The sequence below is a fragment of the Mycobacterium alsense genome, assembly GCF_002086635.1.
Classification (GTDB): Bacteria; Actinomycetota; Actinomycetes; order Mycobacteriales; family Mycobacteriaceae; genus Mycobacterium; species Mycobacterium alsense.
Genome location: NZ_MVHD01000013.1, coordinates 14,119 through 40,356, shown reverse-complemented (window position 1 = coordinate 40,356; position 26,238 = coordinate 14,119). Strand labels below are relative to the sequence as shown.

Annotated in this window: 23 protein-coding genes and 2 pseudogenes; 9 read left to right on the top strand and 16 right to left on the bottom strand. The window is 68.3% G+C overall.

Going from position 1 to position 26,238, the window contains the following annotated elements; translation table 11 throughout:
- Nucleotides 1-14: 14 nt before the first annotated feature.
- Both BST11_RS10225 and BST11_RS10220 read right to left on the bottom strand, forming a co-directional pair.
- Nucleotides 15-2,552 (bottom strand): TNT domain-containing protein, encoded by a 2,538-nt coding sequence (locus BST11_RS10225; RefSeq protein ID WP_244897605.1) that lies wholly within the window; start codon nucleotides 2,550-2,552, stop codon nucleotides 15-17.
- A gap of 213 nt (nucleotides 2,553-2,765) precedes the next feature.
- Nucleotides 2,766-3,893, bottom strand: coding sequence for a M24 family metallopeptidase (locus BST11_RS10220; RefSeq protein ID WP_083137871.1), 1,128 nt, complete (start codon nucleotides 3,891-3,893; stop codon nucleotides 2,766-2,768).
- 103 nt (nucleotides 3,894-3,996) lie between these two features.
- On the opposite strand from BST11_RS10220, the gene BST11_RS10215 reads away from it, so the two are divergent.
- A complete protein-coding gene (locus BST11_RS10215) occupies nucleotides 3,997-4,953 on the top strand; it encodes a 5'-3' exonuclease (protein ID WP_083137870.1) in 957 nt (318 codons plus the stop codon).
- 3 nt (nucleotides 4,954-4,956) lie between these two features.
- Here BST11_RS10215 and BST11_RS10210 read toward each other — a convergent pair whose 3' ends face one another.
- The 7 genes from BST11_RS10210 to pafA form a co-directional block, all read right to left on the bottom strand.
- On the bottom strand, nucleotides 4,957-5,754 hold the full coding sequence (locus BST11_RS10210) for a DUF4333 domain-containing protein (RefSeq protein ID WP_083137869.1): 798 nt from the start codon (nucleotides 5,752-5,754) through the stop codon (nucleotides 4,957-4,959).
- A 54-nt stretch (nucleotides 5,755-5,808) separates the two neighbouring features.
- Nucleotides 5,809-8,586, bottom strand: coding sequence for a DEAD/DEAH box helicase (locus tag BST11_RS10205; protein ID WP_083137868.1), 2,778 nt, complete (start codon nucleotides 8,584-8,586; stop codon nucleotides 5,809-5,811).
- The gene (gene tatC, locus BST11_RS10200; protein WP_142276286.1) at nucleotides 8,570-9,526 is read right to left on the bottom strand and encodes a twin-arginine translocase subunit TatC; all 957 of its coding nucleotides are present in this window, start codon (nucleotides 9,524-9,526) and stop codon (nucleotides 8,570-8,572) included. Before tatC ends, BST11_RS10205 begins: the two co-directional genes overlap by 17 nt.
- A gap of 46 nt (nucleotides 9,527-9,572) precedes the next feature.
- Entirely contained in the window at nucleotides 9,573-9,827 is a 255-nt protein-coding gene (tatA, locus tag BST11_RS10195; protein ID WP_083137867.1) for a Sec-independent protein translocase subunit TatA, read from the bottom strand.
- Nucleotides 9,828-9,898: 71 nt separating this feature from the next.
- Nucleotides 9,899-10,864, bottom strand: coding sequence for a helix-turn-helix transcriptional regulator (locus BST11_RS10190; protein ID WP_083137866.1), 966 nt, complete (start codon nucleotides 10,862-10,864; stop codon nucleotides 9,899-9,901).
- Nucleotides 10,861-11,862 carry a helix-turn-helix transcriptional regulator gene (locus BST11_RS10185; protein ID WP_083137865.1) on the bottom strand — a complete coding sequence of 334 codons (1,002 nt, stop codon included), beginning with the start codon at nucleotides 11,860-11,862 and terminating at the stop codon, nucleotides 10,861-10,863. Before BST11_RS10185 ends, BST11_RS10190 begins: the two co-directional genes overlap by 4 nt.
- An 8-nt stretch (nucleotides 11,863-11,870) precedes the next feature.
- Entirely contained in the window at nucleotides 11,871-13,229 is a 1,359-nt protein-coding gene (gene pafA / locus BST11_RS10180) for a Pup--protein ligase (protein ID WP_142276285.1), read from the bottom strand.
- A gap of 107 nt (nucleotides 13,230-13,336) precedes the next feature.
- Between pafA and BST11_RS28490 the strand changes: the two are divergent.
- Nucleotides 13,337-13,612 (top strand): annotated as a pseudogene (locus tag BST11_RS28490) (DUF222 domain-containing protein); the annotation flags it as partial.
- Nucleotides 13,613-13,688: 76 nt separating this feature from the next.
- Nucleotides 13,689-14,030, top strand: a complete 342-nt coding sequence (locus BST11_RS28485; RefSeq protein ID WP_244897604.1) for a DUF222 domain-containing protein — start codon at nucleotides 13,689-13,691, stop codon at nucleotides 14,028-14,030.
- Nucleotides 14,031-14,108: 78 nt separating this feature from the next.
- On the opposite strand, the gene BST11_RS10170 is transcribed toward BST11_RS28485, so the two are convergent.
- On the bottom strand, nucleotides 14,109-14,312 hold the full coding sequence (locus tag BST11_RS10170) for a restriction endonuclease (protein WP_083137864.1): 204 nt from the start codon (nucleotides 14,310-14,312) through the stop codon (nucleotides 14,109-14,111).
- On the bottom strand, nucleotides 14,309-14,905 hold the full coding sequence (locus BST11_RS10165; RefSeq protein ID WP_083137863.1) for a TetR/AcrR family transcriptional regulator: 597 nt from the start codon (nucleotides 14,903-14,905) through the stop codon (nucleotides 14,309-14,311). Before BST11_RS10165 ends, BST11_RS10170 begins: the two co-directional genes overlap by 4 nt.
- Nucleotides 14,906-15,117: 212 nt before the next feature.
- Between BST11_RS10165 and BST11_RS10160 the strand changes: the two genes are divergently transcribed.
- Together BST11_RS10160 and BST11_RS10155 are read left to right on the top strand one after the other, a co-directional pair.
- Nucleotides 15,118-16,347: a cytochrome P450 gene (locus tag BST11_RS10160; protein ID WP_083137862.1), complete on the top strand. Its 1,230-nt coding sequence runs from the start codon at nucleotides 15,118-15,120 to the stop codon at nucleotides 16,345-16,347.
- Nucleotides 16,348-16,400: 53 nt separating this feature from the next.
- Nucleotides 16,401-17,603: a cytochrome P450 gene (locus tag BST11_RS10155; RefSeq protein WP_083137861.1), complete on the top strand. Its 1,203-nt coding sequence runs from the start codon at nucleotides 16,401-16,403 to the stop codon at nucleotides 17,601-17,603.
- Nucleotides 17,604-17,814: 211 nt separating this feature from the next.
- On the opposite strand, the gene prcA is transcribed toward BST11_RS10155, so the two are convergent.
- The 4 genes from prcA to dop all read right to left on the bottom strand — a co-directional run bounded on the left by prcA (nucleotide 17,815) and on the right by dop (nucleotide 21,280).
- Complete coding sequence (gene prcA, locus BST11_RS10150) at nucleotides 17,815-18,597, bottom strand: proteasome subunit alpha (RefSeq protein WP_083137860.1); 783 nt, start codon at nucleotides 18,595-18,597, stop codon at nucleotides 17,815-17,817.
- Nucleotides 18,594-19,496 (bottom strand): proteasome subunit beta, encoded by a 903-nt coding sequence (prcB, locus tag BST11_RS10145; protein ID WP_083137859.1) that lies wholly within the window; start codon nucleotides 19,494-19,496, stop codon nucleotides 18,594-18,596. Before prcB ends, prcA begins: the two co-directional genes overlap by 4 nt.
- A complete protein-coding gene (locus tag BST11_RS10140; RefSeq protein WP_067114400.1) occupies nucleotides 19,493-19,687 on the bottom strand; it encodes a ubiquitin-like protein Pup in 195 nt (64 codons plus the stop codon). The genes prcB and BST11_RS10140 overlap by 4 nt, the downstream gene beginning before the upstream one ends.
- 84 nt (nucleotides 19,688-19,771) lie before the next feature.
- Nucleotides 19,772-21,280: a pup deamidase/depupylase gene (dop, locus tag BST11_RS10135; RefSeq protein ID WP_083137858.1), complete on the bottom strand. Its 1,509-nt coding sequence runs from the start codon at nucleotides 21,278-21,280 to the stop codon at nucleotides 19,772-19,774.
- Between the two features lie 114 nt (nucleotides 21,281-21,394).
- Here dop and BST11_RS10130 point away from each other — a divergent pair, with 114 nt between their 5' ends.
- Both BST11_RS10130 and BST11_RS10125 read left to right on the top strand, forming a co-directional pair.
- Nucleotides 21,395-22,582 (top strand): hypothetical protein, encoded by a 1,188-nt coding sequence (locus tag BST11_RS10130; RefSeq protein ID WP_083137857.1) that lies wholly within the window; start codon nucleotides 21,395-21,397, stop codon nucleotides 22,580-22,582.
- A 9-nt stretch (nucleotides 22,583-22,591) separates the two neighbouring features.
- Nucleotides 22,592-23,196 (top strand): annotated as a pseudogene (locus BST11_RS10125) (hypothetical protein).
- Nucleotides 23,197-23,221: 25 nt separating this feature from the next.
- On the opposite strand, the gene arc reads toward BST11_RS10125, so the two are convergent.
- Nucleotides 23,222-25,051 (bottom strand): proteasome ATPase, encoded by a 1,830-nt coding sequence (arc, locus tag BST11_RS10120; RefSeq protein ID WP_083137856.1) that lies wholly within the window; start codon nucleotides 25,049-25,051, stop codon nucleotides 23,222-23,224.
- Between the two features lie 261 nt (nucleotides 25,052-25,312).
- On the opposite strand from arc, the gene lppK reads away from it, so the two are divergent.
- On the top strand, nucleotides 25,313-25,912 hold the full coding sequence (gene lppK / locus BST11_RS10115) for a lipoprotein LppK (RefSeq protein WP_083137855.1): 600 nt from the start codon (nucleotides 25,313-25,315) through the stop codon (nucleotides 25,910-25,912).
- Nucleotides 25,913-25,918: 6 nt separating this feature from the next.
- Nucleotides 25,919-26,212, top strand: coding sequence for a DUF503 domain-containing protein (locus tag BST11_RS10110; protein WP_083137854.1), 294 nt, complete (start codon nucleotides 25,919-25,921; stop codon nucleotides 26,210-26,212).
- The last annotated feature ends 26 nt before the right edge of the window (nucleotides 26,213-26,238 follow it).

The following is a 26,238-nucleotide window of genomic DNA, read 5'->3' as shown; positions in this document are numbered from 1 at the left end:
TCATTGATAGCCTATCATTCTTGCGGACTGATCTCCTGAATAAGTCGTTCCAAAATCAGTTCCGCCACCGGAACAGGCTCTCCGATGCCTTTATCGAGTACAACCCACTGGTCCCCACCCCCGGGCTGACCGAATGCGTCTTTGGCGGGACCATGCTGCACAACCCAATCTCTTCCGGGAGGGATTTCTCGACCAGTACCTTCGAATAAATGGTATTGAGCTGCCAACCCGGGCGGCGTAGCGCGCTCTGCCAGCGGGACCCCCTCCAACGATAAGAATCCACCATGATTTGAACCGAGGCGATCGAGGCGCAGGCCATTGGGGATATGGGTAGTTTCAGCAGGCACTCCTGCAAATCCATTGTTTGGTGCTTGATTAGCCCAGTCCCACGAGATTTGGCCGTCTAGCCCGCGGATCGTGAACTCTCGGCCGAACTCGTCCACCGTGCGCCCGGCCAGGGGTTCATAGCCGTCGAGGATGCCGTGTGGAACGCCTCCGTACGCCAAGCGCTCGAGTTCAGCGCCGGGATGCTCCAAGAGCTGCAATGCATCTGGGGCCGGCAACGCGTAGTCGACCCCGGGCAGCTTCGCGAGCGTGGCTGGCTCGTGAACGACGCCGGCTCCGTCAGGCGCGTCGCCGGTGGCGTCGCCTCCGTCGGGACCCCCGTGCTGGCCGTTAGGACCTTCATCCGCTGGGCGCGAGTGCGATAGACCATCGCCAGGCCCCCAACCGTGCGGCGACCGTCCGTGTGGTCGCCCGCTCAGTGCGCCGTCGTTACCCGGCGCGGGCCAGCCGCCGGGCGCCGGCGGTTCGGGAGGGTGGGCCGCCGGAGGCGTGAAATGCGGTGCGGTGAACGAGGGCGCCGACGGCGGAGGGTGCGCGGCGATGGGCGCGGAGTCGGCGCGCGAAGCGCTGGGCGACCGCGGCACGTGAACGGGTGAGTGTTCGACCAACGGCGGGACGGTGGAGGGCACGCGCTCGCCGACGGCGGCGGGCACCGGCGCCAGCGGTGGCCCGCCGGCGGGCGCCGCTACCGGTTCGTGCGGACCTGCCACCGGCTCGTGCGGAACGCGGGCCGGTGCGGGGGCAGCGTCCGGACGCTCGGCCGGCCCGGGCGCGTGCGGTGCACCCTGCGCCATATCCGGCGGGCGGGGCGCCGACTCGGCGGGAGGGTCCAACGGCTTGGGCGCAGGCGGCTCCACCGGGCGCCCGCCGAACGCGGGGTCGACCTTGGGCAGGTTGTCGGCGACGCCGTCGAGGCTTCTGGTCAGGTCGCCGCCCGCCTCGGCGAGGTCGGCCAGCTCGCCGCGAATACCGGCGAGGCCCTTGAGCCCGTCGACCGCTCGCGCGCCACGCCCGGCAGTTTCCGCCGCGGCCCCGGCGCCGCGCGCGGCCGCACCGGCGCCGTCGGCCGCCGCACCGGCTTCACCCCCGCCGGGAGCGAAGAGCAACGCCGCGTCGAAGAGGTTTTCGCCAAAACCCAATCCCGGCCGGGCCGTACTCCAATCATCCAGGTGCAGCAGGGATTTCAACATCTGTATGTTGGCTCGCGATGCCTCCTGGGGATTGAGGACGCCGTTGATCAGGCTGCCCTTCCACAGGCTCTTCCCCATGTCCGACCAGGTGGCCGCGGCGCCCTCAGGATCCACGACGAACCACCGCGGATCGAGATCGCTCAGCGCCAGCGCCGTGCCAACGGCCCCCTTGAGCACACCCTCGTTGGTGTTCACCCACGTGTCGAACACGGTCGCGACCGGATTGCCCACCTCGTCGCCCATGAACTGGATCAACTCGCCGCGCACGTACTTCTCGAATTTGACGACGAGGCCGTCGGCCGCCTGCATGCCGAGCTTCATTTCCTGTTCGCCGGCCCGGGCCTCGCGCCCCAAGTGGTGCAGCACCCCGTTGATGTCCTGCGCGATCTTTTTGATCTCTTCGAGGGCGTCGCCCTTGACGATCAGCATCAGGTCGTGCCCGATGTCGGTCAGCGACCCCAGCCGGTGCAACAAATCCCGGATTGCGTTCCGGGCGCCCTCGACCTCGTCGGCGAAACCGTCGAGGGAGGCAGCGAGCTTTCCGGACGCGTCGGCGATTTTGCCCATGCAGTCGCCGATCTGGGACAGCGCGTCGTCGATCTTGCCGCCCTCGGGGATCTGCTGCGCGTCCAGCAGCGACTTGGCCGCGGTGAGCGCGCTTCGCATCCCGCCGGCCGCCCCGGCGAATCCGCGCCAACGAGTCGCGGCCGCGCGTATCCCGGCCAGGTCGCCGTCGGGCCAGAGGTCGTCGACGAACGACTGCACCACCGCCCACAGCAGCGGCGGCGGATCCCCCTTGCCCCACGTCCCGGGCGCCCCGGGCGCGGTGATCTTGACCGGCGCCGGTGGCGCCCGCAGCGCGTCGCCGCCGCCGCCGAGCGTCGACGCGGCTTCGGCCCTCGAATAGTTCGCCGCGCCCTGCTGAATCAGGGCCCCGCTCTGCCGGCACGCGTTGATGGCCGCCGCCACGGCTTTCAGCAGCGACCCCGCCGCGTCCTGATACGCCAGGCCGAACACCGTCCCGGCCGCATCCAGGCCGGTGTGAGCGGCAAAACCCGACGTCAAGACCGTCAGGTTCGCGGCCAACCCCCCGCCGGCGGCGCCCACGGCGCTGCCCACCGCGAACAACGCCTCCGGGTCAACCACCAGCGGAGGAGCCACGCGCGGAATTCTCGCCCAGCTCGTCGCGCGCCGCTATTCACCCGGGCGCGCGTCGGGGTCGCCAGCCAGTCAGGACGCGGGAACGACGATCAGGTCGTGCGGCCGGTTGTTGACCGCCTCGGCGCCGTTTTCGGTGACGACGACGATGTCCTCGATCCGCGCGCCCCACCGGCCCGGAAAGTAGACGCCGGGCTCGACGGAAAAGGCCATGCCCGCCGCCAGCGGCAGGTCGTTGCCGGTGACGATGTAGGGCTCCTCGTGCACCGACAGCCCGATGCCGTGCCCGGTGCGGTGCACGAAAGCCTCCGCAAGCCCGGCGCCAGCCAGCACGTCGCGGGCGGCGGCGTCGACCTGCTCGGCGGTCGCGCCGGGACGCACCGCCTCGACGGCCGCGCGCTGAGCGCGCTGCAGCACCGAATAGCGTTGTGCCACTTTGGCTTCGGGCTCCCCGATGCTGTACGTGCGGGTCGAATCGGAGTGATATCCGGGTTCGTAGGCGCCGCCGATGTCGACGACGACAATGTCACCCACCCGCAGCTCCCGATCCGAATAGCCGTGATGCGGGTCGGCGGCGTGCGGCCCGGAGCCGACGATGATGAACGCCACCTCCGAATGCCCTTCGGCGACAATTGCTTCGGCGATGTCGGCGGCGACGTCGGCCTCGGTGCGGCCCGGGCGCAGGAAGTCGGGCACGCGGGCGTGGACGCGGTCGATGGCCGCACCGGCCTTGCGCAGCGCGTCGATCTCACACTGCTCCTTGACCATCCGCAACCGGCGCAGCACGTCGGTGGCCAGCACCGGCGGCACCCCCAGCACGTCGGCCAGCGGCACCAGGTGCAGCGCGGGCATGGAATCGGTGACGGCGGTCGCCGCGGGCCCACCACCGAACGCCGCGCATACCAACGCGTAGGGGTCGTCGCCGTCGACCCAATCCCGCACCGCCAGGCCCAGTTCCGCGACCGCCGACCCCTTCAGGGAGGCCAGTTCCAGCCGCGGCACCACGACCGTCGGGTCGCCGGAGGCCGGCAACACCAGCGCGGTGAGCCGCTCGAGGGTCTGGGCGCGCGATCCGATGAGGTAACGCAGGTCGTAGCCGGGGGTGATCACCAGGCCGGCCAGGCCCGCGTCGGCGGTTGCGGAGGCGGCCGCGGCCAGGCGACGCGCATACACGCCGGCGTCGAATCGGTGAGAATCCATGGCAGCCAGGCTAACCTGGCCGGCCGAACGGCGACTTGTCGTGTCGATTCCGCGAGATTGTCGACAACAACTCGACGCTGGGCGCCATGAGAAGATAGCCGGCATGCCCGCACCCGTTTTGCTGCTCGACGGCGCCAGCATGTGGTTCCGCTCGTACTTCGGGGTGCCGTCGTCGATCACCTCCCCCGACGGCCGGCCCGTCAACGCCGTGCGCGGATTCATCGACGCGATGGCCGCGGTGATCAGCCAGCAGCGCCCGGCCCGCCTGGTGGTGTGCCTGGACCTGGACTGGCGCCCGCAGTTCCGGGTGGACCTCATCCCGTCCTACAAGGCGCACCGCGTCGCCGAACCCGAGCCCGCCGGCGAGCCCGACATCGAGGAGGTGCCCGACGACCTGACGCCGCAGATCGACATGATCATCGACCTGCTGGACGCGTTCGGGATCCCGACGGCAGGCGCCGACGGTTTCGAGGCCGACGACGTGCTGGGCACGCTCGCGGCGCGGGAACGCACCGACCCGGTCGTGGTGGTCAGCGGCGACCGCGACCTGCTGCAGGTGGTCTCCGACGACCCCGTCCCGGTACGGGTGCTCTACCTGGGCCGCGGGCTGACCAAGGCGACGTTGTTCGGGCCGGCGGAGGTCGCCGAGCACTACGGCGTGCCGCGGGAGCGGGCGGGGCCGGCCTACGCCGAGCTGGCGCTGCTGCGCGGAGACCCGTCCGACGGCCTGCCCGGGGTGCCGGGCATCGGCGAGAAGACGGCGGCCACCCTGCTGGCCCAGCACGGTTCGCTGGAGCGGATCCTGGCCGCCGCGCACGACCCAAAGTCGAAGATGGCCAAGGGTTTGCGCGCGAAGCTGCTCGGCGCGACCGACTACATCGAGGCCGCGGGCACGGTGGTGCGGGTGGCCACCGACGCGCCGGTCAGGCTGTCGACGCCCACCGACGCCCTGCCGCTGGCGGCCGCGCACCCGGGACGCACCGCCAAACTGGCGACCGAGCTGGGCGTCGGGTCCCCGATCGCCCGCCTGCAGAAAGCGCTCGACGCGCTGCCCGGGTGACCCCTACTGGGGCCGGCCCACCTCGTAGGTGCCCTTGTTGTCCTGGAAGGTCACGGTGACGCGCTTCTTGGCGCCGTCGATGCTGACGTCGCAGTCGAAGCTGCCGCCCTTCTTGACGACGGGATTTTGGCCGTGGTTGCACTGGACGTCCTTGACGTTCTTGGCGCCGTAGCCGTTGGTCTCGTCGCTGAGCACCTGCTGAACGCCCGCCTGGGCCTTGTTGATGTCCAGTTTGGTGGTGACGAAGAACCCGGGCTGCCAGAAACCGAGCACCAGCACCACGGCGATCACCAGGAGCGCGATCCCGGCGGCCACGCCCCCGATCAGCGCCGTCGGGCGCTTCCTGCCGGGCTGCTCGTACGGCGGGTACTGCTGCGGATACTGGCCCGGCTGGCCGTACTGGCCATACTGGCCCGGCTGGGCGTACTGGCCCGGCTGGGCGTACTGGCCGGGCTGGGCGTACTGACCCTGGCCGTACTGGCCCTGGGCGTACTGGCCCTGGCCGTACTGACCGGGCTGCGGGTACTGGCCCGGCTGCGCGTACTGGGTGGGCTGGCCGTAGCCGGGCTGCTGGGAGTACTGCTGTGGGTACGCCTGCTCCGTCGGCTGCTGGTATTGCGGGTAATCCACGGAAGGCGTGGCGGGGGTGGGCGGCGTGTAGGCCGGGGCCTGCCATGTCGCGTCCTGGCCGGGGTGCTGCTGCCAGGGCGATCCCACCTGGGTGGGATCCGACGACTGATCGCCGGCCTGGCCGGACGGTTGCCACTGCTGGCCCGGCTCCGATCCCTGCGGTCCGCTCATCGTTTCTCCTCAATTCCCATCGGTCCTGGCCCGTAACGGTAGCTCGCGCCCAGCCTACCCGGCGTCAACTGCGACGACGCCGCGCCGAACGTCGCTGATCGCGCGCTTGGCGGTCGCGCGCAGCTCGGCTTCCGGCGCGGCGTTGCGCACCTGGTCCAGCAGGTCGAGCACCTGGCGGCACCACCGCACGAAGTCGCCCGCCGATAGGGGCGCGCCGGCGCCCGCCGACGGGTGGGCGTCGGCGGCGGCCAGCGCCGCGGTCAGGTCTCCGGTCCGGGCCCACCGGTAGATGACGTGGACGAAGCCGTCGTCGGGCTCGCGGCTCGGGGCGATCCGGTGCGCCTGCTCGTCGGCGCGCAGCGCGCTGGACAGCCGCGACGTCTGCTGCAGCGCCCGGCGCAACGGCTGCGTGGGCACCTCGGCGGCCAGCGCGGCGCCCGCGCCGTCACCGCCCCGGGACTCGTAGAGCACCGCCGACACCACCGCCGCCAGCTCGGCCGGTTTCAGCCCGGCCCACGCACCCGAACGCAGGCATTCGGCCACCAGCAGGTCGCTCTCGCTGTAGATGCGGGCCAGCAAGCGGCCGTCGTCGGTGACGTGCGGGTCGGCGGCCGGACCCCGGATGAAGCCGCGTTCGGTGAGCAGGCCGACGATCCGGTCGAAGGTGCGGGCCAGCGAGTTGGTGGCGGCGCCCACCTTTTTCTCCAGTTGGGCGTTGTCGCGTTCGATGCGCAGGTAGCGCTCGGCCTGGCGCATCCGGTCCTCGAGGCCCGGGCCGTTGTGCGCGGGGTGCCGGCGCAGTTGTTCCCGCAGCGACGACAGCTCCGGATCGTGAAACGCCCCGTCGTTGTCGCCGCGCCCGCCGGGGCGGGCGGCCGGAAGGTCCAGCCCGGTCCGCCCTTCCATGGCCTTCCGCAGCGCGGAGGCAAGGTCGCGCCGGACCCGTGGCTGGCGGTGCTCCACCCGCTTGGGCAACGACATCGACCCGACCGGACCCGACGCACCCGTGTAGTCCGCCGACGAAATCCTTCCCGCCCAACGGTTTTCGGTGAGCACCAACGGTCGGGGGTCGTAGCTGTCACGGGCCGATTCCAGGACCACCGCCAGTCCGCCGCGGCGGCCGTGGGTGATGTTGATGATGTCGCCGCGACGCAGCGCGGCCAGCGCGTCGGTCGCCGCCTGCCGCCGCTGCAGCCGCGACGCGCGGGACTGCGCGCGCTCCATCTCGGAGATGCGCGCGCGCAGCCGGGCGTATTCGAAGATCGGCGCGTCGTGCCCGCCGAGCTCGCCGGCGATCTCGTCGAGCATGAGCTTGCCGCGCTCGATGCCGCGGACCAGGCCGACGACGGAGCGGTCGGCCTGATACTGGGCGAACGACTGCTCGAGCAGCTCGTGCGCCTGCTCGGGGCCCATGTGCTGCACCAGGTTGATCGTCATGTTGTACGACGGGGCGAACGAACTGCGCAGCGGGAAGGTGCGGGTGGAGGCCAGGCCGGCCACCGCGGCGGGTTCGGTGGTCTCCTCGCTGGGGTTCCACAGCACCACCGCGTGCCCCTCGACGTCGATGCCGCGCCGGCCGGCGCGGCCGGTCAGCTGCGTGTACTCGCCCGGCGTCAGCGGCAGGTGCTGCTCGCCGTTGAACTTGACCAGCCGCTCGAGCACCACCGTGCGGGCGGGCATGTTGATGCCCAGGGCCAGGGTCTCGGTGGCGAACACCGCCTTGACCAGGCCGGCGGTGAACAGCTCCTCGACCGTGTGCCGGAACGCCGGCAGCATCCCGGCGTGATGGGCCGCCAGCCCGCGCAGCAGCCCCTCGCGCCACTCGTAGTAGCCCAGCACCGCGAGGTCGGAGTCGGCCAAGTCGCCGCAGCGGTGGTCGATCACCTCGGCGATCTGCGCGCGCTCCTCCTCGGTGGTCAGCCGCAGCGGCGACCGCAGGCATTGCTGCACCGCGGCGTCGCAGCCGGCCCGGGAGAACACGAACGTGATCGCCGGCAGCAGCCCCTGGGAGTCCAGGATCGCGAGCACGTCCGGCCGCGCCGGCGGGCGGTAGAGGCGCGGCCGGCCGGCGCCGGCGCGTCCCCGCCCCGCCTGGCGGCGGGGGGCGCGCCAGTCCGACATCCGGTCCGCCTCGCGGCGATGCGCGATGTGGCGCACCAGATCCGGGTCGACCCGCGAGCCTTCGGCGTCGTAATCGAAGAGGTCGAACAGGCGCTTGCCCACCAGGACGTGCTGCCACAGCGGGACGGGCCGGTGCTCGTCGACGACGACGGTGGTGTCGCCCCGCACGGTCTGGATCCAGCCGCCGAACTCCTCCGCGTTGCTCACCGTCGCCGAGAGGCTGACCAGCCGCACCTCCTCGGGCAGGTGCAGGATCACCTCCTCCCACACCGGGCCCCGCATCCGGTCGGCCAAAAAGTGCACCTCGTCCATGACCACATAGGAAAGCCCTTGCAGCGCAGGCGAATCCGCGTAAAGCATGTTGCGCAGCACTTCGGTGGTCATCACCACGACGGGCGCGTCGCCGTTCACGGACATGTCCCCGGTCAGCAGCCCGATCCGGTCGCGGCCGTAGCGCGCGGTCAGGTCGGTGTGCTTCTGGTTGCTCAGGGCCTTGAGCGGCGTGGTGTAGAAGCACTTGCCACCGGACGCCAGCGCCAAGTGCACGGCGAACTCGCCGACCACCGTCTTGCCGGCGCCGGTCGGTGCGCACACCAGCACGCCATGACCGTTTTCCAGCGCCGCGCAGGCCCGCTGCTGAAAGTCGTCGAGGGTGAAGCTCAGCTCGGCGGCGAACCGGCCCAGTTCAGTTGGTTCACGTGACGTCGTCATGAGTTCCGGCGGTGACCGGTGCCTCCTCAATCGGCGCGGGCGGCTCGATGACCGAGGCCTCGTCGTCGGGGATCGCGGCCTGGGCTTCGCGCTTGGCTTTGCGCCTGTCGTGCAGCCGCGCGGTCTGGATGGCGAACTCCAGGAGCACCGACAGCGCCATCCCGAGCGCCGTCATCGAGAACGGGTCGGATCCCGGCGTGAACACCGCCGCGAAGACGAACATGGCGAAGATCAGCCCCCGCCGCCACGCCTTGAGCCGCTCGTAGGAAAGCACGCCCGTCATGTTGAGCATGACGATCAGCAACGGGAACTCGAAGCTGACGCCGAAGACCACCAGCAGATTGATCAGGAACCCGAAGTACCGGTCGCCCGACAGCGCGGTCACCTGCACGTCGCTGCCGACGGTCAGCAGGAAGCCCAGCGCCTTGGACAGCACGAAGTACGCCAGCACCGCGCCGGCCAGGAACAACACCACCGCGGGGATCACGAACGCGACGGCGAAGCGGCGCTCCTTCTGGTAGAGCCCCGGCGTGATGAAGGCCCACAGCTGGTAGAACCACACCGGGCAGGCCAGGACGATCCCGGCGGTCAGCCCGACCTTGAGCCGCAGCATGAACTGGTCGAACGGCGCCGTGGCAAGCAGCCGGCACTGCCCGTCGGCGCTGATGCTCGCCCGGGCCGATTGGGGCAGCGAACAGTACGGGTGGCGCAGCCATTCGCCGAGGCTTTCCAGCCCGAAGATCGGGTGCGAGTACCAGACGAAGCCGAAAATCGTGGTGAGCAGGATCGCGGCGAGCGCGATCAGCAGCCGGGTGCGCAGCTCGGTCAGGTGGTCGACCAGCGACATCGTCGCGTCGGGGTTGATGCGACTGCGCCTGTTGCGAGGGTTGAGCCGCTTCAGCAGGCCGGCGGTGCGCGCTGAAACCTTGAAACCTTTCACGCTTTAGTGCTCGGTCACTGGCGCTGGGGCACCGCGGGCGACGCGGCTACGCCGGGCGTGCTTCGGTGTGCCCCTGCTCGGTGGTCGAAGGCGGGTCGACCCGCTGCGACTGCACTGGCTGGGGGGTCTCGATCGAGGGTGCCTCGGGCTTGTGCTCGGTCTGCATCTCACGGATCTCGGACTTGAAGATGCGCATCGACTTGCCCAACGAGCGCGCCGCATCGGGGAGCTTCTTGGCACCGAACAGAAGGACCACGACGACCGCGAGGATCGCCCAGTGCCACGGACTAAGACTGCCCACTTTGATTACCTCCAGACGTCCACCCGATGCTACCGCAGCGCGGCGGTGCGCCGGTGTGCCCGCGCCGGGCGTTATGCGGTGACGTCCTGGTAGGAGCGCAGGGCGGCCGCGGCGGCATCCCGCACCCGTTGGGCCAGCGACTCGGGTTCCAGCACCCGCACGGCCGCCCCGAAGCCGAGCACCAGTCGCGTCATCCAGTCCTCGGAGGCGTACGTCATGACGGCCTCGCACGAGCCGTCCGGCAGCTCGCGCACGTCGCGCATCGGGTAGTACTCGAACATCCACGCGGCCGACGGCGCCACCCGCAGCCTGGCCGACGGCAGGGACGGGTCGCCCTCGAACAGGGAGGTGTCCGGCGGCGCGTGCAGCGCCGGCTCGGGCGCGGCGGCCGGCTCCCCCAGCTCGCGGGCCTCGACGATCCGGTCGAAGCGGAACAAGCGAACCGCCTCGACATCCCGCGACCAGGCCTCCAGGTAGCTGTGGCCGCCGATGAGCAGGACGCGGATGGGGTCGACGACGCGGCTGGTCAGGGTGTCGTGGGAGGCGGAGTAGTAGTCGATGCCCAGCGCGCGCTGGTACTGCACGGCCGTGCGCACCGCGGCCGCCGCCCGGCTTTCGGCGGCGGCGCGCTCGTCGACGGCCGCCGCCGTGCCGTCCTGCCCGACGGCGCCGGCGGCCGCCTCGATCTTGGCGATCGCGCTGCGCGCCGCCTGCGGATCGACCACGCCCGGGATGTCGGCCAGCGCCCGCAGCGCCACCAGCAGCCCCGTCGCCTCCGGTGACGTGAGCTTGAGCGGCCGGTCGATGCCCGCCGAGAACGTCACCTCGATGGTGTCGCCGGAGAACTCGAAATCGATGAGGTCGCCCGGGTAGTAGCCGGGGAGGCCACACATCCACAGCTGGTTGAGGTCGTCCTCCAGCTGCTTGGCCGACACCCCCAGGTCGGCGGCCGCCTTGGCCCGCGTGACCTTCGGGTTGGCCTGGAAATAGGGCACCATGTTGAGCAACCGGACCAGCCGGGTCGATATCGGCGTCACTGCGGGCCTGCCTGAGCTTTCAAGCGGGCCAGCACGTCCTCGCGCAGGGACTCCGGTTCGAGCACGACGGCGTCGGCCCCGTAGCCGGCGACGTCGCGGGCCAGCTGGTCGGCGAATCCGAAGTCGAGCTCGATCACGTCGCCCGAGCGGCCGCCCAATTGCCGTGCGGCCGTTGCCCTTCCGGCGCGCCGCAGCGCGGTCGCCCGCCCGTCGGCGACCCACACGCGGGCCGGGCCGCCCGCCGGCGCCGCCGAGACCTCGGTGACCGTCTGGGCGACGATCTTGCGCAGATCCACGTCTGGCACGGTGACCGCGCCCGGCGGGCCGATCGGCGTGACGTCGGAACCGATCCGGGACAGCCGGAAGGTGCGGGTGGCGTTTCGGTCGCGGTCGTGGCCCACCAGATACCAGCGGCCCTTCTCGGTGACGACGCCCCACGGCTCGACCGTGCGCATGGCGTAAGGCTCGGCCCGCGAGGGCCGATGCGGGAAGCGCACCGCTTGGCGGGAATCGATGGCGGACAACAGGATTTCGAGAACGTCCTCCGACCCGCGCAGGCCCGGCACCCCGGCCGGGGACGCGATGGCCACCGGGGCCGCGGAATCGGGGGCGTCGACGTCCACCCCGGCGGCGCGCAGCTTCAGCAACGCGCCCTGCGTCGCGGTGATCAGCTCGGGCGACTCCCACAGCTGCGTGGCGACGGCGACCGCGGCCGCCTCGTCCGGGGTCAGGTCGACCGGCGGCAGCGCGTAGGCGTCGCGGTTGATGCGGTAGCCCTCGGTGGGGTCCGTCACCGACACCCGGCCGACCTCGAGCGGGATGCCGAGGTCGCGCAGCTCGTTTTTGTCGCGCTCGAACATCCGCGAGAAAGCCTCGGCGGTGGGGCTGTCGGAATAGCCGGCGACGCTGGACCTGATCTTCTCGGCGGTGATGTAGCCCCGGGTGGACAGCAGGGCGATGACGAGGTTGACCAGCCGCTCGACTTTCGAGATCGCCATTCGCCGGTTTACATGCTCGCGATCAGCCGCTTGACCCGCTCGTCGACGGACCGGAACGGGTCCTTGCACAGCACCGTGCGCTGGGCCTGGTCGTTGAGCTTGAGGTGCACCCAGTCGACGGTGAAGTCGCGGCCCGCCGCCTGAGCGGCGCTGATGAACTCCCCGCGCAGCCGGGCGCGGGTGGTCTGCGGCGGGTGGTCGACGGCCTCGGCGATGTCCTCGTCGGTGGTGACGCGGGTGGCCAGGCCCTTTCGCTGCAGCAGGTCGAAGACGCCGCGGCCGCGCTTGATGTCGTGGTAGGCCAGGTCCAGCTGGGCGATCTTGGGGTCGGACAGCTCCATGTCGTAGCGGTCCTGGTAGCGCTGGAACAGCTTGCGCTTGATCACCCAGTCGATCTCGGTGTCCACCTTGGCGAAGTCCTGGCTCTCGACGGCGTCGAGCTGGCGGCCCCACAGGTCGACGATCTGCTCGATCTGGGCGTTGGGCTCCCGGGTCTGCAGGTGCTCGACGGCGCGGCTGTAGTACTCGCGCTGGATGTCCAGCGCGCTGGCCTGGCGCCCCCCGGCCAGCCGCACCGGCCGCCGGCCCGTGATGTCGTGGCTCACCTCGCGGATGGCGCGGATCGGGTTGTCCAGCGAGAAGTCGCGGAACGGAACGCCGGCCTCGATCATCTCCAGCACCAGCGCGGCGGTGCCCACCTTGAGCATGGTGGTGGTCTCGCACATGTTGGAGTCGCCGACGATGACGTGCAGCCGCCGGTACTTCTCGGCGTCGGCGTGCGGCTCGTCGCGGGTGTTGATGATCGGGCGGCTGCGGGTGGTCGCGCTGGAGACGCCCTCCCAGATGTGCTCGGCGCGTTGGGAGAGGCAGAACGTCGCGGCCTTGGGCGTCTGCAACACCTTGCCGGCCCCGCAGATCAGCTGGCGGGTGACCAGGAACGGCAGCAGCACGTCGGAGATCCGGGAGAACTCGCCGGCCCGCACGATCAGGTAGTTCTCGTGGCAGCCGTAGGAGTTGCCCGCGGAGTCGGTGTTGTTCTTGAACAGGTAGATGTCGCCGCCGATGCCCTCGTCGGCGAGCCGCTGCTCGGCGTCGACGAGCAGGTCTTCCAGCACCCATTCACCGGCGCGGTCGTGGGTGACCAGCTGCACCAGGCTGTCGCATTCGGCGGTGGCGTACTCGGGGTGGCTGCCGACGTCGAGGTACAGGCGGGCGCCGTTGCGCAGGAAAACGTTGGAGCTCCGGCCCCAGGAGACCACCCGGCGGAACAGGTAGCGGGCGACCTCGTCGGGAGATAGGCGACGGTGGCCGTGGAACGTGCAGGTAACACCGAACTCGGTCTCGATTCCCATGATTCGCCGCTGCACGTAATTGAGGGTACTGGTTGTCTCGATGCGGCGGTGGGCAGCCGCGCGCATTGGTGGAGCGCGCCGCCGACCGGTCTTGTCAGCGGTGCCGGGTACTCCGCGAAAGTATGTTCGAATTGTCGTTGCCGGACCCTGCGGAGCTGCGCCGCTCCGGTGATGCCGCGCTGGTCGCCGCGATCGAGGAGTGTGCGCGCGCGGAGGCGGCCGCCGGCGCGCGGCGCCTGTCGGCGATCGCCGAGCTGACCCGGCGGCGCACCGGCAGCGACGAGCACGCCGACTGGGCCTGCGACGAATGGGATTGTGCGGCCGCGGAAGTGGCGGCCGCGCTGGGCCTCAGCCACCGCAAGGCCTCGGGCGAGATGCACCTGAGCCTGGTGCTGAAACGATTGCCGGCGGTGGCGGCGTTGTTCTTCGCCGGGCGGCTCAGCTCGCGGCTGATGTCGGTGCACCGACGCGGCCATGCTGGATCGGCGCCTGCTGCAGATGGCCCATTCGGTGTGCGACGACGACCCCCGCACCATCGCGCAGCGCCGCGCCGATGCGCTGGCGGCCGGCGCCGACCGGCTCGCGTGCGCGTGCGGGAGCGCCGACTGCCTCGTCGGTGCGGGCGCCGATGAGCGAGCGACCAATGTCGTTCTTTATCTCATCGGCGAGGCCGCGGCGTTCGACGCTCAACCCGACCCGCACATGTCGGGCGAGCGGCCACCGGGGCGACCCATCACGCCGGGCATGACCCTGGAAGAGATGATGACCCCGACCCCGAGCCCGACCCGCCCGCGACGTCATCGCCGGCCGCGCTGATCACCGGTGGCGGCGTGGTGTCGCCGGCGCTGGTGGCCGAATCGGTCCGCGGCGGCGCCAAATCGTTCTCTGCGAACTTCAATGCACGGGCGAGAACCGACCAGTCGTGAGGGATACGCCACGACTTGTCTGGGCACCCTGCAACACTCCGACAAGGGCTTGTATGTCTGGACGTTGCACAGTCTTTTCTTTGTCGTACCGTTTCGCCTTGACCCCAACGTGGTCTAGACCGAGGGCATCCTGGCGGACGATCCCGTCGGCAGCGATGTGGAGGCAGGTCAATCGGCGTCCGGAGGGTCACCCTCAAGTTCGCGGATGTAGCGTTCGGCGAATTGAATGGTTTTGGCGTGGCCTAGAGTCACACCGAGTGTCTCTTCGATAGCCAGTACACCGGTCACGCTGCGCATCAACGTCATCACAACTTCGGGTGGCACTTCCTCTGGCGGGATTCCGTAGCGTTCGAGAATGCCCGACAGGGCTTGAATTTGCTCGTTGCGTAACAATTCAACATATCGCGCGAGCTCGTCTTTTAAGGCTTTGCGGCGGTTGGCGAGAGCGATGAACTCAATGCCAAAAATGATCACCCGCGTGTCGGTACCGATACGCCACAGGGCCCATAGCGGTTTGTCGGTCTTGAGCGCCTGACGTTGAAGTTCGAGTCCTTGATCTGCGCGCCGCCGTAGGACCGCGAGGAACAGATCGTCCATCGTGCCGAAGTGGTAGGGGACCAACTGCGACCTCAGGCCGGCTTTCTTCGCGACATTACGACCCGTGACAGCAGAGTAGCCGTCTTCCAGCAACAATCGTTCGGCGGCGTCGAGAAGCAGCTGACGGGTCTTCGCGTCCGGCGACCCGGTTCTTCGCGGCGATGCCACCCACTTGCTCGATTCGTGCGACTGACCTGATTTTCGGCTGTCATCCTAAGCCATCTTGAACAAGGAGCTCGCCTTGGCTAATGTTAAGCAGGTGCTTAAAACACCTGTAGAGAGGGGCCTTTGCGAGGACTGGGTCCTGTTACGACCCTAGGCGCGTCGCCTGGACACGCGGTCGGCGCCGCATCGGTAGCGATGGAAAAGGAGCTACACCATTGAGTTCGTCGTCGAGTACTCCTACTGTGCCAGCACCTGTCGAATTTGATCCTTACTCCGACGTCTTCTTCGATTCACCGTTTGAGACATATCGACGGATGCGCGATGAAGCGCCTGTGTACTACAACCCAAAATATGACTTCTATGCGCTGACTCGGTACGACGATGTCGCCTCGGCTTACAAGGACACCGCCACGTATTCGTCAGCCCACGGTGCCAGCCTCGATCAGGTCAAGTCCGACGACATGCATGTCCGCGACCTCAAACTCATCATCATGATGGACCCGCCCGAACACGAGCGCATGCGCAAACTGATCAGCAGGGCGTTTACCCCGCGCGCGATGGCGGCCCTCGAGTCGATGGTTCGCCAGCAGATCAGCCAAGTGCTGGCGGTGCTAGATCCGGCTTCGTTCGACGCTGTAGCGGATTTTTCAGCTCTATTTCCAGTCGAGATCATCACCGCTATGCTCGGTGTCCCCCCGGAGGACAGGCAGCAGGTTCGACAGTGGATCGACCTCGGCCTGGAACGAGAACCAGGCAACATGGGGCTTACGCAACAGAGCATGGACGCCATCCTGCAGACCGGCGCGTACTACTACCAACTGGTCCAGGAGCGTCGCGCAGGTCCCCGAGACGACATGATCAGTCGATTGATCGACGCCAAAATCCATGACGATGGCAAATCGCGAAGGTTAGACGACGTCGAGATAGCTGGATTTGCAAGCCTTCTCGGGGGGGCCGGCGCAGAGACGGTGACAAAACTGGTCGGCAACGCGGTAGTCATCTTCGCCGACCACACCGAGCAGTGGCAACTGCTGCGACGCGACCGCACCAAAATCGGTGCTGCAGTGGAAGAACTCTTACGCTACGAAGGCCCTTCCCAGTACAACGTGCGGTACACCCTGCGCGAAGCGACCCTGCACAACACGACGATTCCGGCAGGAAGCGCCGTGCTCCTGATCAATGGATCAGCTAACCGCGATGAGCGGGCCTTTCCGGACCCGGATCGGTTCGACATCAACCGCCATCGAAAGTTCGGTTACAACATTGGATTTGGGTACGGAGTTCACAGTTGTCTCGGTGCGGCGCTGGCAAGACTTGAAAGTCGAATCGCGCTGGAACTGCTGCTCGACTTCATTCCTCAGTATGAAGTCGATCGAGCCGGCCTGCGTCGGGTGCACATGACCAACGTATCGGGTTGGTCCAACGTGCCGGTACACGCGCAATAACATTCGACCCCCAGCCGTTGCGACTTACCACCACGAAGGGACCTTCACCACACATGACGCCGAGCACCTCAACGAATGTCTATTTCGACCCGTATGACACCTCGCTGATCATCGATCCCTATCCGACGTATAAGCGGTTGCGCGATGAAGCGCCGCTGTACCGAAACGACCAATATGACTTTTTCGCGCTCAGCCGCTTCGCCGACGTGGAAAAGGGGCTCCGCGACCACGAGACGTTCAGCTCATCCCGAGGGAACGTACTTGAAGTGATCAAAGCGGGGATAGACATTCCGTCAGGTCTCATCGTCATGGACGATCCGCCCCGCCAAACCATCCACCGCAAATTGTTGTCGCGCATGTTCACACCGCGCAAGATCGCGCAACTGGAGCCCATGATCCGTGGATACTGCGTGCGCAGCCTGGACTCCCTGGTCGGCGCGGGGGAGTTCGATTTCGTCGCTGACCTGGGCGCGCAGATGCCGATGCGTGTGATCGGAATGCTGCTGGGCATTCCCGAGGAGCGGCAGGAAGCCGGGAGAGACCGCGTGTTCGCGACGGTCAACGCTGAGAGCGGTGGCGGGATGTCTCTCCCGACGGCGGGTTTCCTGGACGACGAGTTCATCGCGGAATACGTTGACTGGCGCGCCGAAAACCCATCCGACGACATCGTTACGGAACTACTGAACGTGGAATTCGAGGATGAAATCGGAGCTCGTCGGCGGCTGGATCGAGCGGAAATACTCGCTTATGTTGCGCTCCTCCAAGTGGCAGGCAACGAAACAACCACGAAGCTCATCGGATGGGCTGGCAAGATACTTGCCGAAAACCCCGATCAGCGCGCACAACTCGTCGCCGACCCCTCGCTGATCCCTAGCGCGGTCGAGGAGATCCTCCGCCTGGAAACCCCCGCACCGCGTGTGGCTCGGTATGTCACGCGCGACGTCGAGTTCTACGACCAGAGCGTGCCTCAAGGCAGCATCATGATGTTCCTGATCGGTGCCGCCAACCACGATCACCGGCAATTCCCTCCCGACGGAGACAGTTTCGACATCCACCGTTGCGGCAAGGCCCATATCAGCTTCGCCGCAGGCGCGCATTTCTGCCTAGGTGCCGCCCTGGCGCGTTTGGAAGGCAGGATCGCCTTGGAGGAGTTGCTGCTTCGTTTCCCGGAATGGGATATCGACCTGTCGAAGGCCATAATGTCGCCCTCGTCAACCGTGCGCGGTTGGGAGAGAATGCCGGCCATCATCCCCTGAAGATCGTCTACCCTGGCTCGACCCCACCTCGGCCTGGCTGACTGTCAGCCGGGCCATCGGTACCTCCGATCGTGGCGTTCCCGTTGATGAGCGGCAGGTCATCGCGGCGGCCAGCTCATCGTCCAAACGCATCCAAAACCGCCTGCGCCGCAGCGCTTCTCATGCGCACAATGCGACCCTACTCGGTGCGACGACGCAGGCCGCCGCCCTTCTAGTCCGACGATTTGCCGTCGGCTTTTGCACCCTTCGAAGCGTCCTTGGCGTCCTTGGCGCCCTTCGAACCCGCCTTCTGCAGCAGCGTTTCCAGCGCGGCGCCGCTGATTCGCCGAAACGCCCGTCGCGGGCGGTTGGCGTCGAGGATGGCCACCTCCAGGTTGGACACGTCCAGTGGGGGCTGGTCGCCGGAGCCACCGTTGGTGCTGCCGGCGCGCAGCGCCTCGACCGCGATGCGCACGGCGTCGGTGAGGTCGGCGTTTTCGGCGTACGACGCCTTCAGCGCCGTGGTGATCGGCTCGGTGGTGCCGCCCATCACGACGAAATGCGGTTCGTCGGCGATGGACCCGTCGTAGGTGATCCGGTACAGCTCAGGCGGTTTGGTCTCGCCGTAGTGGGCGACCTCGGCGACGCACAGCTCCACCTCGTAGGGCTTGGCCTGCTCGGTGAAGATGGTGCCCAGGGTCTGCGCGTAGACATTGGCCAGCTGCCTGCCGGTGACATCGCGGCGGTCGTAGGCGTAGCCGCGCGTGTCGGCGAACTGGATGCCGCCGCGGCGCAGGTTGTCGAACTCGTTGAACTTGCCCGCGGCCGCGAAGCCGACGCGGTCGTAGAGTTCGCTGATCTTCTGCAGGGACCGCGACGGGTTCTCCGCGACGAACAGCACCCCGCCCGCGTAGGCCAGCGCCACCACGCTCTTGCCCCGGGCGATGCCCTTGCGCGCCAGTTCGCTGCGCTCGCGCATCGCCTGCTCGGGCGAGATGAAATACGGGAAACTCACTTGTCACCCCGCGGCTCGGCGTCCGGACCGAAAGTGTCCGCGCGCGAGCGGCTTTCGATGACCTCCCGGGCCAGTTCGGCGATGCGGCCCTCCGGCACGTCGGCCGCGCCCTCGGCGCCGATGGTGACCGCCGTGGGGTAGATGCCGCGGACCAGATCCGGACCGCCGGTGGCGGAGTCGTCGTCGGCGGCGTCGTACAGCGCCTCGACGGCCACCCGGACCGCCGAATCGGCGTCGGTGACTTGCGAATACAACTTCTTCATCGACGACTTGGCGAAGATCGACCCCGAACCGACGGCCTGGTAGCCCTCTTCCTCGATGTTCCACCCGCCGGCGGCGTCGAACGACACGATGCGGCCCGCCTTGTCCGGGTCGGGATCGTCGAGGTCGAGCCCCGCGAGCAACGGCAGCGCCACCAAACCCTGCATCGCCGCTGCGAGGTTGCCGCGCACCATGTTCGCCAGCCGGTTTACCTTGCCGGGGAAGGTCAGCGCCACACCTTCGAGCTTCTCGTAGTGCTCGAGTTCGACCGCGTAGAGCCGGGCGAATTCGACGGCGATGGCGGCGGTGCCGGCGATCCCGGTCGCGGTGTAGTCGTCGGTGATGTACACCTTCTTGATGTCGCGGCCGGCGATCATGTTGCCCTGCGTCGAGCGGCGGTCGCCCGCCATCACGACACCGCCGGGGTATTTCAGCGCGACGATGGTGGTGCCGTGCGGCAGCTGGCCGCCCGCGCCCCCGGATTGCGCGCCGCCGGCTTGCGCGCCGCCGCCGAAACTGGCCGGCAACAGCTCGGGCGCCTGACGGCGAAGAAAGTCGGCAAACGACGACAGGTCTACAGCCGGGCTCGTGGGAAGTGCGGAGTTAGTGGATAGGCGATCGGAAAAGGGCCAGGTCACTGTCCGCCCTTTTGGACGTACGCGCGGACGAAGTCCTCGGCGTTTTCCTCAAGGACGTCGTCAATCTCGTCGAGCAGATCGTCGGTTTCCTCGGCCAACTTCTCGCGACGCTCCTGGCCCGCGGCCGTGCCGTCGGCGAAGTCGTCATCGTCGCCGCCGCCACCGCCACGCTTGGTCTGCTCCTGAGCCATCGCCGCCTCCTGCTTGGTCTGGGCCTGTTTCCCTACATTACCGGTCCATACGGGTCGATCCCCGTTTTACCGGTCTAACGGGCATTAGCTGGTCAGTTGTTCCACCAGTTCGACGGCGCTGTCCACCGAGTCCAACAACGCCCCGACGTGCGCCTTGCTGCCGCGCAGCGGCTCGAGCGTCGGGATGCGCACCAGCGAATCGCCGCCCAGGTCGAAAATCACCGAGTCCCAGCTGGCCGCGGCGATGTCGGCGCCGAACCTGCGCAGGCACTCGCCGCGGAAGTATGCGCGCGTGTCCGTCGGCGGGTTGTCGACGGCATCGAGCACCTGGTGCTCGCTGACGAGGCGCTTCATCGAACCGCGCGCCACGAGCCGGTTGTACAGGCCCTTGTCGAGGCGGACATCGGAATATTGCAGGTCGACCAGGTGCAGCCGGGGCGCCGACCAGCTCAGGTTCTCGCGCTGCCGGAAGCCGTCGAGCAGGCGCAGCTTGGCCGGCCAGTCCAGCAACTCGGCGCAGTCCATCGGGTCGCGCTCGAGTTTGTCGAGCACATCTGCCCAGGTCTCGACGATGTCGGCCGCGCGGGGGTCGGGGTCACGGCCGTCGACCAGTTTCGCCACCCGGTCGAGATAGACCCGTTGCAGCGCAAGGCCGGTCAGTTCGCGCCCGTCGGCCAGGGCGACGGTGGCGCGCAGCGACGGGTCGCGGCTGATGGCGTGCACGGCGTGCACCGGCCGGGCCAGCGCCAGATCGGTCAGGTCGATTCCGTGCGCGGGGCCCTCTTCGATCAGGTCCAGCACCAGCGCCGTGGTGCCCAGCTTCAGGTACGTCGACGTCTCGGCGAGGTTGGCGTCGCCGATGATGACGTGCAGCCGCCGATACCTGTCGGCGTCGGCGTGCGGTTCGTCGCGGGTGTTGATGATGCCGCGTTTGAGGGTGGTTTCCAGCCCGACCTCGACCTCGATGTAGTCGGAGCGCTGCGACAGCTGGAAGCCGGGCTCGTCGCCGGCGGGCCCGATGCCGACCCGCCCGGAGCCGGTGACCACCTGGCGCGAGACCAGAAACGGGGTCAGGCCCGCGATGATCGCCGAGAACGGCGTCTGGCGGCTCATCAGGTAGTTCTCGTGCGATCCGTAGGAGGCGCCCTTGCCGTCGACGTTGTTCTTGTAAAGCTGCAGCTTGGCGGCCCCGGGCACGCTGGCGACGTGCCGCGCCGCGGCCTCCATCACGCGCTCGCCGGCCTTGTCCCAGATCACCGCGTCCAGCGGGTCGGTGCACTCGGGCGCGGAGTATTCGGGGTGGGCATGGTCGACGTACAGCCGCGCGCCGTTGGTCAGGATCATGTTGGCGGCGCCGACCTCGTCGGCGTCGACCACCGGCGGGGGCCCGGCCGAGCGGCTCAGGTCGAAGCCGCGGGCGTCGCGCAGTGGCGATTCCACCTCGTAGTCCCAGCGCGTGCGTTTGGCGCGCTGGATTCCGGCGGCGGCCGCGTAGGCCAGGACCGCCTGCGTCGAGGTGAGGATCGGGTTGGCGGTCGGGTCGGACGGCGAGGAAATGCCGTACTCGACCTCCGTCCCGATAATCCGTTGCATGGCTTAAAGACTAGGCGCGGTGACTCTGGACCTCTCGAGCAGCCCGGGACGCGGGGTATACGGGGCGCGTTAACCACCGGCATGTGGGCTGGTGCGGCACTAGGGTGAGCCCGCATGGAGCTTTCCAGTGCGGCGGCCGAAGGCTGGTTTCTGGAGCGCGGTTTGCCCTCGGTGTTGACGCGAGGATCCCGCTGGCGGCGGCTCTGGTCGCGGTCGGCCCCGATGCTGGCGGCGTACGGGGCGCTGCAGGCCTGCGCGCTGGGGCTTTACCTGGTCACCGGCGGTCACGACGTCGAGATCACCGGCGAGCCGAGCACCTCCGAAGTGGTCGTGCTGACCATCGTCGGCCTCGCGCTCCCCCTGATGGCCGTCACGGGTTGGTGGGTGTCACGGTCGCGCAGCGGCCGGACCCGCGCGATCGTGGCGACCGTGGCGGCGGTTTTCGTGGGGTGCGTGGGCGCCATTGTGGGCGGACTCACGGATGTGGTCCAGAACGCCGCCGTCGTCGCGGGGGTGCTGATCCTGACCGCCTGCGGAATCGGGTCGGTCGTCGGGTGGGCGGTGCGCACGATGCTGTCGCACCTGGCGACGGTGGGCGCCCTGGCCGTGCGGGCCCTGCCGGTGGTGCTGCTGACCGCGTTGGTGTTCTTCAACAGCTACGTCTGGATCATGGCGACGACGATCAGCGGGGATCGGCTGGCGCTGGCGATCGCGTTCCTGCTCTCCATCGCGGCGGCGTTCGTCGTTTCCGCCACCCGCGAACGGGTCAGGCCGATGCTGCGGGGGGCGGCGGGGCAACGCGAAGACCCCGTCGACCCCAAAGACACTGAACGGCTTGCCCACACGCCCTTCGCCGCCATGCCAGACACCCCGGACTGCGCGCCGCTGAAACGGTCCGAACGGCTCAACGTCGTGTTCGTGCTGGCCACCTCGCAGCTGGCGCAGATCCTGGTGGTGGCGGTGGTCACGGCCGCGATCTACCTGATCCTGGGGCTGATCGTGCTCACCCCGTCGCTGCTGAACGAATGGACCCATACCTACACGAGCACCGCGACGGTGCTGGGATTCACGCTGCCGGTGCCCGATTCGCTGATCCACATGACCCTGTTCCTCGGCGCGCTGACGTTCATGTACATCAGCGCACGCGCGGCCGGTGATGCCGAATACCGCGCCACGTTCCTCGACCCGCTGATCGACGACCTGCGCATGACGCTGGTCGCGCGCAACCGCTACCGCGGCGCGCTGGCCGCCATCGGGTGTGAGACCGCCGGCGAAGTTGACGCCACCCGGGGCAGTGACTAACTTCACACCGTGACTGATTTGGCCGGGAAACGTTATGGCGAAGTGCTTCTCGTGACGCCCGGCGAGGCCGGCCCACAGGCCACGGTCTACAACAGCTTTCCGCTCAACGACTGTCCCGCCGAGCTGTGGTCGGCTCTGGACCCACACGCCATCGCCGCCGAAAACGGCGCGGCGGCGGCCCTGCTCAACGGCCCCCGCTATTGGCTGATGAACGCCATCGAAAAGCAGCAGCAAGGCCCGCAGATCACGAAGAACTTCGGCGGCATCGAAATGATCCAGCAGGCCACGGTGCTGCTGTCGTCGATGAATCCCGCGCTTTCACCGTCAACAGGGTCAGCCGCAATACCGTGTTCGTCTTCAACGCCGGCGAAGAGATCTACGAACTCATCGATCCTCAGGGGCGGCGCTGGGTCATGCAGACCTGGAGTCAGGTCGCCGAGCCCGACCTGGAGCGCGAGGATCTCCCCGGACTGGCCGGCCGGCTGGACCTGCCCAGCGGGTGGAGCTACCAGTCGCGCGTGCTGACCAGCGAGCTGCGGGTGGACACCACAATGCAGGCCGCGGAGGTGTTGCAGGACAACCTCACCAACAGCTACTCGCTGGAAACGGGCTGACGCTCGGCACGGCCGCCGCCGCGTCCTACAGGTACTGGCCCAGGTTCGACTCGGTGTCGATGGCCCGCGACGCGCTCGAACTCTTGCCGGTAACCAGGGTGCGGATGTAGACGATCCGCTCGCCCTTCTTGCCCGAAATCCGCGCCCAGTCATCGGGGTTGGTGGTGTTGGGCAGGTCCTCGTTCTCGGCGAACTCGTCGACGATCGAGTCGAGCAGGTGCTGGATGCGCAGGCCCGGCTGGCCCGTTTCCAGCACCGACTTGATCGCGTTCTTCTTCGCCCGGTCGACGACGTTCTGGATCATCGCCCCGGAGTTGAAGTCCTTGAAGTACATGACCTCTTTGTCCCCGTTGGCGTAGGTGACCTCCAGGAATCGGTTGTCGTCGATCTCGGCGTACATCCGGTCGACGACCTTTTCGATCATCGCCTTGATGCAGGCGGTGCGGTCGCCGTCGAACTCGGCGAGGTCGTCGGCGTGCACGGGCAGCGCCTCGGTCAGGTACTTCGAGAAGATGTCTTGCGCCGCTTCGGCATCCGGGCGCTCGATCTTGATCTTCACGTCCAGGCGACCGGGCCGCAGGATGGCGGGGTCGATCATGTCCTCGCGGTTGGAGGCGCCGATCACGATGACGTTCTCCAGGCCCTCGACGCCGTCGATCTCACTCAGCAGCTGCGGGACCACCGTCGTCTCGACGTCGGAGGACACCCCGGTGCCGCGGGTGCGGAAGATCGAGTCCATCTCGTCGAAGAACACGATCACCGGCGTGCCTTCCGATGCCTTCTCGCGGGCGCGCTGGAAGATCAGCCGGATGTGCCGTTCGGTCTCGCCGACGAACTTGTTGAGCAGCTCGGGGCCCTTGATGTTCAGGAAGTAGGACTTGGCCTCGCGGGCGTCGTCGCCACGCACCTCGGCCATCTTCTTGGCCAGCGAGTTGGCGACGGCCTTGGCGATCAACGTCTTACCGCAACCGGGCGGGCCGTAGAGCAGCACACCCTTGGGCGGGCGCAGCGCGTACTCGCGGTAGAGCTCCTTGTGCAGGAAGGGCAGTTCGACCGCGTCGCGGATCTGCTCGATCTGGCGGGTCAGGCCGCCGATGTCCTGGTAGCTGACGTCGGGCACCTCCTCCAGCACGAGGTCCTCGACCTCGGCCTTCGGGATGCGCTCGAAGGCGTAGCCGGCCTTGGTGTCGACCAGCAGCGAATCGCCCGGGCGCAGCTTGCGGGGCTTGGTGTCGTCGTTGAGGGCGTCGGGCACGCCGTCGGGCAGGTCCTCGGCGACCAGCGGTTCGGCCAGCCACACGATGCGTTCCTCGTCGGCGTGGCCCACGACAAGGGCGCGGTGCCCGTCGTTGAGGACCTCGCGCAGGGTGGAGATCTCGCCGACCGACTCGAACGTGCCGGCCTCGACCACGGTCAGGGCCTCGTTGAGCCGGACCGTCTGGCCCTTGCGCAGGGACGCGACGTCGATGTTGGGCGAGCAGGTCAGGCGCATCTTGCGGCCCGAGGTGAACACGTCGACCGTGTCGTCGTCGTGGGTGCCCAGCAAAACCCCGTAGCCGCTGGGCGGCTGACCGAGCCGATCGACCTCTTCGCGCAGCGCCAGCAGTTGCTGGCGGGCCTCTTTGAGGGTTTCCATCAGCTTGGAATTGCGGGCGGCGAGGGAGTCGATGCGGGCTTCGAGCTGATGCACGTCGCGGGCGGAGCGAGCGCCGCCGTGGGTTCCCGCCGCGTGCTCCAGTTGCTCGCGCAGCAGCGCTGCCTCACGGCGCAGCTGTTCCAATTCGGCAGCGTCGCCGCTGGACATGCCAGTTTCACGTGCGTTACCGAATGCTTCAGAACGCTCTGAGTCACCCATGTTGCGCTCCTTTCCCGCCCCGAATAGTGCGGTGGATACTTCAACGCTACCGGCGATTGCCCGTTGATGTAGGGAGTCAAATACTCACGAAAAGCTAAGACTTTGGCCGCACTGGTAATCTCTGCCACGAATCGCGCCGATCGAAAGGACAGCCGTGGCCGCAAATGCCCTTGCCACGGGCTTCGCCGGCGCCGTGTTTCTCGCCGCGCCGACGCCCGGTGTGACATCCATTGCACCCGTTGGCCCGTGGATGCTCCCTGGATGCGGTTAGCCCCGTCCGTCGCGCTGGCCGCCGCGACGGCGGGGGCGGTCGCGCTTGCCGGTTGCTCGCACACCGGGCCCAAGGTCGTGTCGTCCCCCTCGTCGGCGGCCCCGGTTCCGTCGACCCCGGTCGTCGTCGCGGCTCCGCCCACCGCTCCCCTGCCCGCCCCCGAGGCCCTGATCGACGTGCTGAACCGGCTCGCCGACCCCAACGTGCCGGGCATCGACAAGGTGAACCTCGTCGAGGGCGCGACCCCGGACAACGCGGGCACCCTGGACAAGTTCACCAAGGCGCTGCGCGACAACGGCTACCTCCCGATGACCTTCGCGATGAAGGACGTCGCCTGGTCGGACAAGAATCCCTCCCACGTGACGGCCACCGTCACCGTCAACACCGCCCAGGCGAACAACGGCGCCTTCACCTTCCCGATGGAGTTCACGCCCTTCGCTTCCTCTCCAGGGGGCTGGCAGTTGTCCCGGCGGACGGCGGAAATGCTGCTGGCCCTGGGCAACTCGGCCACGTCGAGCACACCGCCCAGCCCGGCTCCCGCGCCACCGCCACCACCCGCTTCGCCGCCCGCGCCGCCGCCACCCGGCTGATTCGCGATGTGGATCGGCTGGCTCGAGTTCGACGTGTTGCTCGGCGACGTGCGATCACTCAAACAGAAGCGATCGGTGATTCGCCCCGTCGTGGCCGAGCTGCGGCGCAAGTTCAGCGTGTCGGCCGCCGAGATCGGAGCCCAGGATCTGTACCGGCGCGCGGGCATCGGCGTGGCCGTGGTGTCCGGCGACCGCACTCACGCCGTCGACGTGCTCGACGCGGCCGAACGTATGGTGGCCGCGCACCCCGAGTTCGAGCTGCTGTCGGTGCGGCGCTCGCTGGTTCGCAGCGACGACTAGCTGGGCCCAGCCCTTCCCAGCCCTGC

Excerpts from the sequence above, each read along its gene's own strand:
- BST11_RS10220 (WP_083137871.1), bottom strand. The coding sequence starts at position 3,893 with ATGGATTCTCACCGATTCGACGCCGGCGTGTATGCGCGTCGCCTGGCC.
- BST11_RS10215 (WP_083137870.1), top strand. The coding sequence starts at position 3,997 with ATGCCCGCACCCGTTTTGCTGCTCGACGGCGCCAGCATGTGGTTCCGC.
- BST11_RS10210 (WP_083137869.1), bottom strand. The coding sequence starts at position 5,754 with ATGAGCGGACCGCAGGGATCGGAGCCGGGCCAGCAGTGGCAACCGTCC.
- BST11_RS10205 (WP_083137868.1), bottom strand. The coding sequence starts at position 8,586 with ATGACGACGTCACGTGAACCAACTGAACTGGGCCGGTTCGCCGCCGAG.
- BST11_RS10185 (WP_083137865.1), bottom strand. The coding sequence starts at position 11,862 with ATGGCGATCTCGAAAGTCGAGCGGCTGGTCAACCTCGTCATCGCCCTG.
- BST11_RS28485 (WP_244897604.1), top strand. The coding sequence starts at position 13,689 with ATGCTGGATCGGCGCCTGCTGCAGATGGCCCATTCGGTGTGCGACGAC.
- BST11_RS10155 (WP_083137861.1), top strand. The coding sequence starts at position 16,401 with ATGACGCCGAGCACCTCAACGAATGTCTATTTCGACCCGTATGACACC.
- BST11_RS10140 (WP_067114400.1), bottom strand. The coding sequence starts at position 19,687 with ATGGCTCAGGAGCAGACCAAGCGTGGCGGTGGCGGCGGCGACGATGAC.
- dop (WP_083137858.1), bottom strand. The coding sequence starts at position 21,280 with ATGCAACGGATTATCGGGACGGAGGTCGAGTACGGCATTTCCTCGCCG.
- BST11_RS10130 (WP_083137857.1), top strand. The coding sequence starts at position 21,395 with ATGGAGCTTTCCAGTGCGGCGGCCGAAGGCTGGTTTCTGGAGCGCGGT.
- arc (WP_083137856.1), bottom strand. The coding sequence starts at position 25,051 with ATGGGTGACTCAGAGCGTTCTGAAGCATTCGGTAACGCACGTGAAACT.
- lppK (WP_083137855.1), top strand. The coding sequence starts at position 25,313 with ATGCGGTTAGCCCCGTCCGTCGCGCTGGCCGCCGCGACGGCGGGGGCG.
- BST11_RS10110 (WP_083137854.1), top strand. The coding sequence starts at position 25,919 with ATGTGGATCGGCTGGCTCGAGTTCGACGTGTTGCTCGGCGACGTGCGA.